General features: G+C 71.8%; 13 protein-coding genes and 1 pseudogene. 5 read left to right on the top strand and 9 right to left on the bottom strand.

Annotation, left to right across the window (positions count from 1 at the left end; translation table 11 throughout):
* The 3 genes from JNK30_RS17190 to JNK30_RS17180 form a co-directional block, all read left to right on the top strand.
* On the top strand, window positions 1-377 hold a 377-nt coding region (locus tag JNK30_RS17190), incomplete at its 5' end, for a TonB-dependent receptor (RefSeq protein ID WP_293484043.1).
* 56 nt (window positions 378-433) lie between these two features.
* On the top strand, window positions 434-1,771 hold the full coding sequence (locus JNK30_RS17185) for an anthranilate synthase component I family protein (protein WP_367118760.1): 1,338 nt from the start codon (window positions 434-436) through the stop codon (window positions 1,769-1,771).
* Window positions 1,768-2,547 carry an aminotransferase class IV gene (locus JNK30_RS17180; RefSeq protein WP_293484042.1) on the top strand — a complete coding sequence of 260 codons (780 nt, stop codon included), beginning with the start codon at window positions 1,768-1,770 and terminating at the stop codon, window positions 2,545-2,547. The genes JNK30_RS17185 and JNK30_RS17180 overlap by 4 nt, the downstream gene beginning before the upstream one ends.
* On the opposite strand, the gene JNK30_RS17175 is transcribed toward JNK30_RS17180, so the two are convergent.
* Window positions 2,531-3,859, bottom strand: a complete 1,329-nt coding sequence (locus JNK30_RS17175) for an aspartate aminotransferase family protein (RefSeq protein WP_293484040.1) — start codon at window positions 3,857-3,859, stop codon at window positions 2,531-2,533. The genes JNK30_RS17180 and JNK30_RS17175 overlap by 17 nt on opposite strands.
* Before the next feature lie 194 nt (window positions 3,860-4,053).
* On the opposite strand from JNK30_RS17175, the gene JNK30_RS17170 reads away from it, so the two are divergent.
* Window positions 4,054-5,295 carry an LLM class flavin-dependent oxidoreductase gene (locus tag JNK30_RS17170; RefSeq protein WP_293484039.1) on the top strand — a complete coding sequence of 414 codons (1,242 nt, stop codon included), beginning with the start codon at window positions 4,054-4,056 and terminating at the stop codon, window positions 5,293-5,295.
* A 51-nt stretch (window positions 5,296-5,346) separates the two neighbouring features.
* Here the strand turns inward: JNK30_RS17170 and JNK30_RS17165 are convergent, their stop codons facing one another.
* Window positions 5,347-5,952 carry a CoA pyrophosphatase gene (locus tag JNK30_RS17165; RefSeq protein ID WP_293484038.1) on the bottom strand — a complete coding sequence of 202 codons (606 nt, stop codon included), beginning with the start codon at window positions 5,950-5,952 and terminating at the stop codon, window positions 5,347-5,349.
* 100 nt (window positions 5,953-6,052) lie between these two features.
* On the opposite strand from JNK30_RS17165, the gene JNK30_RS17160 reads away from it, so the two are divergent.
* A complete protein-coding gene (locus tag JNK30_RS17160; protein WP_293484036.1) occupies window positions 6,053-7,321 on the top strand; it encodes a cytochrome P450 in 1,269 nt (422 codons plus the stop codon).
* 180 nt (window positions 7,322-7,501) lie between these two features.
* On the opposite strand, the gene JNK30_RS17155 is transcribed toward JNK30_RS17160, so the two are convergent.
* From JNK30_RS17155 to JNK30_RS17125, 7 genes and pseudogenes are all read right to left on the bottom strand, one after another.
* Window positions 7,502-8,344, bottom strand: coding sequence for a hypothetical protein (locus JNK30_RS17155; RefSeq protein ID WP_293484034.1), 843 nt, complete (start codon window positions 8,342-8,344; stop codon window positions 7,502-7,504).
* Window positions 8,345-8,482: 138 nt separating this feature from the next.
* On the bottom strand, window positions 8,483-8,782 hold the full coding sequence (locus JNK30_RS17150) for a hypothetical protein (RefSeq protein WP_293484033.1): 300 nt from the start codon (window positions 8,780-8,782) through the stop codon (window positions 8,483-8,485).
* Window positions 8,783-8,854: 72 nt separating this feature from the next.
* Window positions 8,855-9,061: a hypothetical protein gene (locus tag JNK30_RS17145; protein WP_293484032.1), complete on the bottom strand. Its 207-nt coding sequence runs from the start codon at window positions 9,059-9,061 to the stop codon at window positions 8,855-8,857.
* A 47-nt stretch (window positions 9,062-9,108) separates the two neighbouring features.
* On the bottom strand, window positions 9,109-10,344 hold the full coding sequence (locus JNK30_RS17140) for an MFS transporter (RefSeq protein ID WP_293484031.1): 1,236 nt from the start codon (window positions 10,342-10,344) through the stop codon (window positions 9,109-9,111).
* 54 nt (window positions 10,345-10,398) lie between these two features.
* Window positions 10,399-10,728, bottom strand: coding sequence for a GIY-YIG nuclease family protein (locus tag JNK30_RS17135; RefSeq protein WP_293484029.1), 330 nt, complete (start codon window positions 10,726-10,728; stop codon window positions 10,399-10,401).
* Between the two features lie 132 nt (window positions 10,729-10,860).
* Window positions 10,861-11,730, bottom strand: coding sequence for a subclass B3 metallo-beta-lactamase (gene bla, locus JNK30_RS17130; protein ID WP_293484027.1), 870 nt, complete (start codon window positions 11,728-11,730; stop codon window positions 10,861-10,863).
* Window positions 11,727-11,834: pseudogene (locus tag JNK30_RS17125) on the bottom strand (translation initiation factor IF-3); the annotation flags it as partial. The pseudogene JNK30_RS17125 and the gene bla, both read right to left, overlap by 4 nt.

Here is an 11,834-nt window from a genome sequence, read left to right as displayed (position 1 = left end):
CGCCCGAGGCGCGCAAGGGCACGCGGCTGCCGGTGACGCCGAAGTTCAAGGGCAACCTGATCGCGCGCTACGAGTGGACCTGGAACGACTGGGACGCGCACGTGCAGGGCGCGCTGGTCCACACGGGCTCGGCCTTCCCGGACCTGCGGACGGGCGACCGCGCCGTGACCGGCAAGCAGCCGGCCTACACGACGTTCGACCTCTCGGTCGGCGTCGACAGCGACAGCTGGCGCATCGAGGCCTACGCCAAGAACCTGTTCGACGAGGCGGGCCAGAACGACCGCTTCGTGCAGTGCGCGGCTTCGGTCTGCACGCGGGTCTACACGATCCCGATCCGGCCCCGGGTCATCGGGCTGAAGTTCGGCCAGTCGTTCTAGACGCGGACGGCGGCCGGGCGTGACCGCGCCCGGCCAACCGCGCTATAGCCGCGCGGGTGACGAGCCTGCCGGCCAGCCGTTCCGTTCCCGTCCGTCGCGACCTCGCCTGCGTCGCGATGCGCGCCACCGCCTGGGCCGACCCGGTCGCGGTGGCGAGCGCCTTCGCCGACGAGGCCTTCGCGGCCGTCCTGCTCTCGGGCGCGGACGGCTGGTCGTACGTGCTGCGCGCGCCGGACGCCGTGGTCGAGGCGGGCCGCGACCTGCCGGGACTGCTGGGCGAGGGCGAGACCCTGCCGGACGGCCCGCCGTTCCAGGGCGGCGTCGTGGGCCTGGCGAGCTATGAGCTGTCGGCCCAGCTGGAGGCCACGGCCCCGCAGGCGCGCGGCGCCTGGCCCGACCTGACGCTGCTCCGCTACCCGGCCCTGCTCGCCTTCCACCAGGGGACGGGCCGGGCGTTCGCCGTGGGACGCGGCGCCGATCCCCGCCGGGCCGCCGAGCACGCCGACGTGGCGCTCTCGTGGCTCGACCTGCCGCGCCGGCCGGCCGCGGACGGGCCCCTGGCGGTCAGGCTGACGCTCGAGACGTCCGACGCCGTCCACGCCGCCGCCGTGGCGCGCACCGTCGCGCGCATCGCCGCGGGCGAGATCTTCCAGGCCAACCTGGCCCGGCCGTGGACGGGCCGGCTGCGGCCGGGCGCGGAACCCTTCGATCTTTTCGCCCGCCTGGCCGCGCAGAGCGCCGCAGGCTTCGCGGCCTACCTGAGGCTGCCCGGCCGGGCGCTGGTCTCCAACTCCCCCGAGCGGTTCCTGTCGGTGCGCGGCGACCGCGTGGAGACCCACCCCATCAAGGGCACCCGCCCGCGCGGGCGCGATCCCGCGCAGGACGCAGCCCTGGCGGCCGAGCTCGCCGACAGCGGGAAGGACCGCGCCGAGAACCTGATGATCGTGGACCTGATGCGCAACGACCTGGCGCGGGTCTGCGCGCCGGGCACTGTGGAGGTCCCCGAGCTCTTCGGCCTCCGGTCCTACGCCAACGTGCACCACCTGGTCAGCCGGGTCCGGGGGCGGCTCGCCCCCGGCGCGGGCGCGTGGGACGCCTTCCTGGCCGCCTTCCCGCCCGGCTCGGTGACGGGCGCGCCGAAGCTGCAGGCCATGCGGGTGATCGCCGACCACGAGCCGCCGCGCGGTCCCTACTGCGGCAGCCTGTTCTGGGCGGGCGTGGACGGGGCGCTGGAGGCGTCGGTCCTGATCCGCACGGTGGCGCTCGTCGAGGCGGCGGACGGCTGGGCGTTCGAGGCGCGGGCCGGCGGCGGCGTCGTGGCCGACAGCGACCCGCAGGCCGAGACCGCCGAGACCTCGGCGAAGATCGCCGCGATCCTGGGGGCGCTGGCGTGACGCCGATCACCCCGGACGACCGCGGCTTCGCGCTCGGGCACGGGCTGTTCGAGACCATCCTGTGGGACCACCACCATCCGGGCCACTGGGACGCGCACCTCGACCGGATGGCGCGCGGCTGCGCGGTGCTGGGCCTGCCGAAGCCGGACCGGATCGCGTGCCGCGACGTGGTCGAGGCGGCGCTGGAGGCGGCCGACCGCCCGCACCGGGCCGCTGTGCGGCTGAACTGGAGCGCGGGGCGCGGCGACCGCGGGCTCGACCCGCCGTCGCGCCCGGAGCCGGTGCTGACCGCCTCGGCCGCGAAGCTCGGACCGCCGCCGGGACCGGCGACGCTGGCGACCGCGTCGACCCGGCGCAACGACCGGTCCGCCGCCTCGCGGATCAAGAGCCTGGCCTACCTCGACAATGTGCTGGCGCGGGCCGAGGCGCGCGCGGCCGGCGCCGACGAGGCCCTGATGCTGAACACCCGCGGCAAGGTCGCCTGCGCGGCGGCGGCCAATGTGTTCTGGATCGAGGGCGAGGTCCTGTTCACGCCGGCGCTGGAGGCCGGCGTGCTGGACGGGATCATGCGGGCGGAGGTGCTGCGCGCCTGCCGCCGGCTGGGCGTGAAGGTGAAGCAGGTGCGCGGGGCGCGCCTCGAGCGCCTGCAGGACGCGCCGATGTTCCTCACCAACAGCCTGACCGGCGTGCGGCCCGTGGCGCGCCTGGACGGCCGGCCCGTCCCGGCGTCCCCGCTGGTCGCCCGGCTGGCGGCGACGGTCAGTCCAGGGACGTGATGACCTTGCGCAGGGTGTCGGCGATCCGGCCGATCTGATCGGCGTTGATGATCAGGGGCGGCGACAGCGCGATGAAGTCCCCGGCCATGCGGATCGTCAGCCCCAGCTCCAGCGCCTTCACGAGCGAGTCGTAGCCGCGCTTGCCCGGCGCGCCCGGCCGCGGCTCGAGGTCGATGGCGGCCATCAGGCCGATGTTGCGGATGTCCGTGACCATGGGGACGTCGCGCAGGCCGTGGACGGCGTCCTCCCAGATGGGCGCCATGGCCGCCGCGTTCTCGAAGATGCGCTCGCGCTCGTAGATGTCGAGCGTGGCCAGGCCCGCCGCCATGGCCGCCGGATGGCCCGAGTAGGTGTAGCCGTGGAAGAACTCGACGGCGCCCTCGGCCCCGCCCCCGACCACGGTGTCGTGCACCTTGCGGCTCGCGAACACCGCGCCGCAGGGGATGGCGGCGTTGGTGATGCCCTTGGCGGTGGTCATGATGTCGGGCGTGACGCCGAAGAAGTGGCCCGCGAAGGGCGTCCCCAGCCGGCCGAACCCGGTGATCACCTCGTCGAAGATCAGGAGGATGCCGTGGCGGTCGCAGATCTCGCGCAGCCGCTGCAGGTAGCCCCTGGGCGGCGGCAGCACGCCGCCGGCGCCGGCGACCGGCTCGACGACGCAGGCCGCGATGGTCTCGCCGCCGTGCAGCTGGACGATCGCCTCGAGGTCGTCGGCAAGCTCGGCGCCGTGCTCGGGCAGGCCGCGGGCGAAGCGGTTGCGCGGGTCGTGGGTGTGTCGCAGGTGGTCGGCGGTGAGCGTCGGATAGACCCGGCGGTTGTTGACCAGCCCGCCCACCGAGATGCCCCCGAAGCCCACGCCGTGGTAGGCGCGCTCGCGGCCCACCAGGCGCACGCGCTGCCCCTCGCCCCGGGCGCGGTGATAGGCGATGGCCATCTTCAGCGCGGTGTCGACGGCTTCCGAGCCCGAGTTGACGAAGAAGACGCGGTCCAGGCCGGGCGGCGCGACCTTCGCGAGGCGGGCGGCGAAGTCGAACGCCAGCGGATGGCCCATCTGGAAGTTGGGCGCGTAGTCCAGCGTCATCATCTGGTGCTGGACGGCGGCGGCGATCTCGGCGCGGCCATGACCGGCGTTGACGCACCACAAGCCGGCGGTGCCGTCCAGGATCTCGCGCCCGTCCTCGGTGCGGTAGTACATGCCGCTCGCGCCCACGAGCATCCGCGGCGCCGCCTTGAACTGGCGATTGGCGGTGAACGGCATCCAGAAGGCCGACAGGTCGGTCCGGTTCGCCAGGTCGTGGGTCGCGTCGTCCATCTCGGTCCCTCCCAGGAGGCCACGAAACCAGCTTCCCGGTCGCAGGGCTAGCCTGGAGCGCATCCCCGAGGCCGCTATCGGCCGTTGCGCCAAAGACGAAGCCGGCGAGTCGCCCGCGCGGCCAAGCATGGGCGCTTGCCTTCCCCGGCGGAGGCGCGGGATGGTGGTCCCAAACAAGGGCGGGAGGAATGCCCATGCGGTTCGGGATCTTCTACGAGCACCAGCTGCCGAAGCCCTGGAACGAGGGCGACGAGGCCCGGCTCTTCCACGAGGCGCTGGAGCAGGTCGTCCTGGCCGACCGGCTGGGCTACGACTACGCCTGGGAGGTGGAGCATCACTTCCTCGAGGAGTACTCGCACTCCTCGGCGCCCGAGGTCTTCCTGGCCGCCTGCGCGGCGTTGACCAAGACCATCCGCGTCGGCCACGGCATCCGCCAGGTGATCCCGCACTACAATCACCCCGCGCGCACGGCCGAGGGGCTGGGCACGCTGGACATCATCAGCCGCGGGCGCCTGGATTTCGGCATCGGCGAGGGCGCGACCCGGCTGGAACTGGGCGGCTTCAAGATCCCGGCGAGGGAGAAGCGGGCGCTGGCGCTGGAGGCGGCCGAGCAGATCGCCAACATGATGGTGATGGAGCCGTACCCCGGCTACGAGGGCCCGGGCTTCTCGATGCCCTGCCGCAACGTGCTGCCCAAGCCCATGCAGAAGCCGCATCCGCCGATGTGGATGGCCTGCACCAACCGCGACACGATCAAGGTGGCGGCGCAGAACGGCATCGGGGCGCTGGCCTTCTCGTTCCTGGACCCCAAGGAAGCCGAGACCTGGTCCGAGATCTACTACGGCATCATCAAGAGCGACCAGTGCGTCCCGATCGGCCACTCGGTGAACGCCAACCTGGCCATGGTGTCGAACTTCTCGGTGCACCACGACCGCGACGAGGCGATCCGGCGCGGCCAGGAGGGGTTCGAGTTCTTCTCGTACGCCGTGAACGCCCTGGTGGCGCACGACGTGCTGCCGGGCCGCTCGCAGCTGTTCGAGGACTTCCAGAAGAGCCGCGCCGCCAGCGACGACGAGATCATCGCCGCGCGCCGGGCCGCCAAGTACAACGCCAACGGCATCGGGACCCCCGACGACATCCGCCAGCACATCCGCGGCTTCCAGGCGGCAGGCGTCGACCAGGTGATCTTCCTGCAGCAGGCCGGGCGCAACAAGCACGCCCACATCTGCGAGGCGCTGGAGCTGTTCGCCGCCGAGGTGATGCCCGAGTTCAAGGCGCAGGCCCAGGAGCGCGAGGCGAAGAAGGCCGCCGAGCTGGCGCCCTACATCGAGGCGGCGCTGGCCCGGAAGCCGCGGATGAAGCCGCTCGAGGACCACGAGATCCCGGTGGTGCCGGCGTCGCGGCCCAAGGCGCAGATCAACGAGACGGTCCGGTAGACGCTCGCCTCACCCCCGCGCGCTGCGCGCGCGACGAGCGGGGAGGGCAAGCTATCGCGCCGTCCAGGTGGGCTGGCCGATGCGGTCGGTGCGGGCGACGCGGCCGTGCAGGCCGACCTCGCGGAACTGCCAGAGGAACGCCGCGGTCGGCGGATTGACCCAGCTTCCGCGGGCGAACATGCGCAGGATCGGCGGGCCGCCCTGCGGGTGTTTCTCGCGGCGCGGCGCGCGGGGATGGTCGAGGTCGGCCAACGGCACCTGCCAGACGATGTGCACCTCGTCGGGATTGGCGACGGGCGAGAGCGGGTCCGGGCTCCAGAGCACCACGGGCGTGACAACATGGCCGCCCAGGGTCGCGAAGTCGTCCAGCAGCCCCAGCGTGGCCTCGCGCGGCAGGTCGACGCCGACCTCCTCGCGGGTCTCCCGGCAGGCCGCGGCGACGGCGTCCTCGCCCGGGTCCAGCCCGCCGCCGGGCAGGGCGTAGTTGCCGGCGTTGCGCCGCAGGTGCAGGGCTCGGCGCGTGAGCAGGAAGGCCGGCCCGGACGGGGTGGGGGCGAGCACGATCGCCACCGCCGCCAGGCGCCGGCCCTCGGTGGGCAGGGCCACCCGGTCGAAGCGGGCGAGATTCTCGGCGATGCGGGTGCGGAGGTCGTGCACGGCGGCCCCTTCAACCGCGAACGGGCGGGCGGGACAAGCGCCGCATTTGCCCCTCCGCGCCGATGGGATCATGCTGCGGGAAAAGAACGAGGAAACGACCATGGCCGACGGAGCCGTCAGCTTCTTTCCGGAAGGCGCGCGCGAGCGGGCCTACGCCACGCCGCTGGAGGACCTGAACCCGGGCGATCCGGACCTCTTCCTGACCAACAGCTTCTGGCCGTACTTCGAGCGGCTGCGGAAGGAGAAGCCGGTCCACTGGTGCCGGGACTCCGAGTTCGGCCCGTACTGGTCCGTCACCCGCTTCAACGACATCATGGCCGTGGACACCAACCACCAGGTGTTCTCGTCCGAGGCCCACCTGGGCGGCATCACGATCCGCGACGCCCGGCCCGAGCTGCGGCGGCCCAGCTTCATCGCGATGGACCCGCCCCGGCACGACGTGCAGCGCAAGACGGTCAGCCCCGCCGTGGCGCCGCACAACCTCGCGCTGCTGGAGCCGATCATCCGCGAGCGGGCGGGCCGCATCCTGGACGAGCTTCCGGTGGGCGAGACCTTCGACTGGGTGGACCGGGTGTCGATCGAGCTGACGACCCAGATGCTCGCGACGCTGTTCGACTTCCCGTTCGAGGACCGCCGCAAGCTCACCCGCTGGTCCGACGTGGCCACCGCGCTGCCGATGCCCGGCGGCATCGTCGATACCGAGGAGCAGCGGCAGGCCGAGCTGCAGGAGTGCCTGGCCTACTTCACACGGCTGTGGGACAAGCGGATCGCCAGGCCCCCGGCGGGGGACCTCGTCTCGATGATGGCCCACAGCGAGGCCACGCGGAACATGACCCCGGACGAGTTCCTGGGGAACCTGACCCTGCTGATCGTGGGCGGCAACGACACGACCCGGAACTCGATCAGCGGCGGCGTGGTGGCGCTCAACCTGTTCCCCGCCGAGTACGACAAGCTGCGCAAGGGCGGCCCGGGCATGATCCCGAACATGGTCCCCGAGATCATCCGCTGGCAGACGCCGCTGGCCCACATGCGGCGCACCGCGCTTGAAGACACCGAGATCGCCGGCCAGCCGATCCGCAAGGGCGACAAGGTGATCATGTGGTACGTCTCGGGCAACCGCGACGAGACGGTGATCGACCGGCCGGACGAGTTCCTGATCGACCGCGAGCGGGCGCGCCAGCACCTGTCGTTCGGCTTCGGCATCCACCGCTGCGTGGGCAACCGGCTGGCCGAGCTGCAGCTGCGGATCGTCTGGGAGGAGATCCTGAAGCGCTTCAGCTTCGTCGAGGTGATGGGCGAGCCCACGCGGGTGCGCTCGAGCTTCGTGAAGGGCTACGAATCGCTGCCCGTGCGCGTCCATCCGGCCTGAGACCCAGGCCTCCGCGGACCAACGCCAACCCGCCGCGGCGAGCTCTCGAAGCGCTCGGCGAACCACGAATGAACACGAATGCACACGAATGGGGCCCGGACCCCTCCGCGGACATTCGTGTTCTTCGCGATCATTCGGGGCAGACCAAACGGGCCTTCGGCCCGAAGGGAACCGCGGGTCTCAGCTCCAGAGGGGCGACGAGCCTTTCAGGAAGCGCAGGTACATCAGCACCCGGGCCACGTCGCGGTCGCCGTCGGCGAAGACGATCTGGTGCCAGGTGTTCTCGGTCTTCGGGCTTTCGGTGAGCTTGAGGATGCGCGTGCGCGCCCGATAGTCGACGTCGGCGCGCAGGGGCCCGTCCAGGTGCTGCACCTCCAGCGCGCCGAAGAGGCCCACGTGCGGCTGGGCCGCCTTGCCCACCGCCGCGGCGCGGGCCTGGTGGGCCAGGCCGATGGCCTGCGAGGGCGGCAGGACGCCGTCGGCGTAGGCCGGCAGGTCCTCGGTGATGATCTCCCGGTGGGCGGCCAGGCGCGCCGCGTCGATGCGGACGCGCGTCTCGCCCTCGTCGCCGACCCGGAGCGCGGCAAGGATCCGCAGGCCGGAAGGATCGGCCGCCGCCTGTGCGGCCATGCGGCCCGCCAGCTCGGCCTGGGCGTCGGGCCCGCCGGACGCCGTGCCCAGGCAGATCTGGGCGCCGGCGCGGTTGTACATCGACAGCCGCGCGCGCGGTTCGCCGCCGACGACCACCGCCTGGACCTCCTCGCGGTCGACGGTGGCCTGGGTGAAATAGAGGGAGAGCCCGCCGGTCTCGAACCAGCGCTCGCCGTACAGGTCCACTAGGCGGGGAACGAACTGGTCCAGGTGCACCGAGCCCGCGACCGTGCCGCCCCGGAAGCCCAGCTTCGTGGCGGTGGCGTCGTCGTGGATGGAGCCCTTGACCTCGGCCGCCATGTTGCGCGGTTCGCGGAACGGGCCGGTCCAGATGTCGGACGCCGGTGCGTCCCGTGTCGTAGCGTCGCTCATGGCGTCTCTCCCAGCCGGTCTCATGCCGGATCTTCGAAGAAAACGCTGATCCTCCCCACGCCCGCCGTCAATCCGGCGGGCCGGACACAGCCGGGGACGGAGGGTCCGTCCCCGGCTGCGCCGATGCGCGCCTGGCGATCAGGGCGGGGTGGTGGTCGTGCCGCTCTGCGGGGTCGTGGTGGTCCCTTCAGGCATGGTCGTGCCGCTGGTCGGCGGCATGGTGGTCCCGTCGGGGTTCACCGGCGGCGTCGCGCCCATCGACGTGTCGCCGCCCGAGGGCGCGGGCTGGGGCGGGGCGGTGGTTCCGTCCGCGGCCATGCCGGTGGTGTCGGACGCGGTGGCCGGCGCGGCGGCGTCGGCGGCGGGCTCGGCGTCGCGCTGGCAGGCGGCGAGGCCGAGGAGGGCCGTCAGCGCGGCGGCGGCGAGGAGAGGTCTCATGTGGGGCATCCCGTTTTTGTGAACACCCCCTCAACCCACGGGGGCGCCGCATTGTTCACGGGGCCGTGAGGACTATTTCGGCTGGACGTCCTCGTAGCCGGGCGCCGGGGTGGGCATGTTCGACGCCTCGGGGCGCGGCAGGCGATCCCGGCGCTCGCGCAGCGCTTCGTCGCGCGCCTTCGCGCTGTCAGGCGCCTTCGCGCCATCGGGCCCCTCGCTGTCCGAGCTGCAGGCGGCGAGGGCGAGGAGCATGGCGAGGGCGAACAGCATCCTGGGCATCGGGAACTCCATGCTCCGCGGCGGCGGAGGGCCGCGGTCGGCGCACCCTACGACGGCGGGGAGCCCTGGGCGATGCGCCAGGCCTGGGCGCGGCGCCCGGCGGCGATGGCGAGGAAGATCGCCGGGGCCACGACGATCGCCCCCTGGATGAACGGGCCGTGGATGCTGATCCCCGAGAACGAGAGCCCGGCGCAGAAGGGTCCCACCACCCGCGCCAGCGCGCCGGTGGCGTTGTTCAGTCCCAGGATCTGCCCCTGGCGGTGCGGGTCGGCGGTCTCGGAGATCAGGGCCGAGACATTGGGCCAGGCCACCGACTGGCCGATGGCGGACAGGCTCATCAGGACAATGGTCATGGTCCCGCCGGTGGAGAACGGCTGCAGCCCGATGCAGACCACGGTGATGCCCATGCCGACCGCCAGCATGGTCGCCTGACCGAACCGTTCGGACAGCCGGCTGGTGAGGAAGATCTGGGTGATCGCCGAGGCGATGCCCACGAACATGAAGGCCCAGCCGATCTCTTTCGGACCCCAGCCGTAGCGCGCCTCGGCCCACAGGCCGAAGATCGACTCGATGCCCGTGAAGGCGAAGCCGACCAGGAAGGTGACGAGCATCAGCCGGCCGATCACGGGATGGCGCACCGCCTCGCCCGTGGCCGACCAGCGGTTGGGGCGGAAGGTGTGGGTCTCGTCCCGCTGGCGGCTTTCGCGGATGAAGAGCGCGATGGCGGCGGCCGAGGTGATGAACAGGCCGGCCGAGATGAACAGCGGGAGCTGGAAGCCGATCGGTCCCAGCGAGGGCTTGGCGAACACGCCGCCCAGGAACGGCCCGACGATGAGGCCCACGTTCCAGGCCGCGCCCATCCAGCTCATGGACTGGGTCCGCTTCTCCGGCGGCGTCACGTCGGCGATGTAGCCCTGGATGATCGAGCCGTTGCCCGAGAAGAGCCCGCCTGCGAGACGGATGAAGAACGCCGCCCAGGCGTTGGGCGCGAAAGCCAGCGCCAGGTAGCAGAGGCCGTTCGCCAGGATGGTCATGATCAGCAGCGGCTTGCGGCCGTACTTGTCCGACAGCCGGCCCCAGTAGGGTTCGCCGAAGAAGGTGCCCACCGAGAAGGCCGAGAAGATCAGCGCGATCTGCCAGGCCGGCGCGTCGAACGACTTGGCGTAGAAGGGCAGCAACGGGACGATGATCCCGAAGCCCAGCATGTTCAGGAAGATCAGCCCGATCAGGGACAACGCCGCCCACGGAGGCGGCGCGGCCTCCTTGGGCGGCGGCTCGGACATGCGAGGGGTGTTAAGCGCCGCGCGGAACGCGGGCAAGGCGCCACGTGGCGGCGGCTACATCGGAGGAGCAGGTTCCTGCAGGTGCGCGAGCGGTCCCTCGGCGCGGAAGAACTGGGGGAAGAGGTCGAGCCACTGCGGGTTGTCCTGCTCGATCAGGTTGATCTTCCACTGCCGCGGATACTCCTTGAGGCGCTTCTCCCGATGGATCGCCGACTCGATGCTGTCATGCCACTCGACCCAGACGAGGCGCTTCACGCCATAGCGCTTGGTGAAGCCGTCGAACATGCCTTCGCGATGCTGCGAGACCCGGCGCAGCAGATCGCTGGTCACGCCGATGTACAGCGTGCCCATCCACCGGCTGGCCATGATGTAGACCGCGCTCATCCGGACCCTCCCCAGCAGCGTCATCCCGCGGCTTGTCCGCGGGACCCAGCCATCCGCCGCACGGTCGCGGCATGGATCCCGCGAACAAGTCGCGGGATGACGAACAAAAATAGAACAGAATGGTGAGAACCGCTACGGGTTCTGCTTGCTTAGCTCGGCGCGGAAGGCGGCTTCCTGGCGGGCGTAGAAGGCGCGGCAGCCGGCGGGGTCGACGAAGGCGGCGGCGTCGCCCGCGTCGAGCCGGGCGCGCTTGGCGTTCATGTCGAAGAAGGCGCCGTGCGAGGCCAGGAAGACCTCGCAGGGCAGGGACTTCCAGGTGGCGAAGCTCTTCTCGTAGGCGGCGGTGATGCCCGGGTAGGTCTCGGTCCGGCCGAGCCGGTAGCCCGGCAGCACGCTGGACGAGCAGTGGACCAGCGCCTGGCGGACCTTGCCCGCGACCTTCACCGGAAAGGTCCAGGTGGTGCAGCCCGCGGTGTGGCCGCCCGTGACGTGCGCGGTCAGGGTCCAACCGCCGAGCGTCACCTTGTCCCCGTCGCGGAGCGTCCGGGCGACGGGCACGGGCTCGTACTCGTAGGCCTTGCCCTTCAGGAACGGGTCGCCCGCGCCGCCGGCGGCGATGATCGGGCCGTCGGCCGCGCTCGCGTGCAACTTCGCGCCGGGCGCGGCCTTGCGGATTTCGGCCAGGCCCGCGGCGTGGTCGAAGTGCTGGTGCGTGTTGAGCAGGATCTTCACCTGCGCCGGGTCGAAGCCCAGGGCGCGGATGTTGGCGACCACCTGGCGGCCGACGGCGCGGTCGCCGCCGTCCAGCACGATGAGGCCGTCCTTCGAGACGAACAGGAACGCCGTGAGGTCGTAGGCCCCGACGTAGTAGAGGCCCTCGCCGATCTTGAACGGCTTGATCGGGTTGGCCCAGGTCGCCGCGTTCTGCGCGGCGGCGGGTGAAACGAAAACGGCCGCCGCGAGGGCGACCGCTCCGGAAATCCAGGACCCTCGGCGGCTCACCGCGGGGCCAGGATCATGATCATCTGACGGCCCTCCATCCGGGGCTCGTACTCCACCTTGGCGACGGGCTCGAAGTCGGCCTTCACCTTCTGCAGGAGCTTCAT

It is taken from the genome of Phenylobacterium sp., from assembly GCF_016793225.1.
Classification (GTDB): Bacteria; Pseudomonadota; Alphaproteobacteria; order Caulobacterales; family Caulobacteraceae; genus Phenylobacterium.
The sequence above is the reverse complement of the archived record's forward strand: the minus strand, read 5'-3'. Positions and strand labels throughout refer to the sequence as shown.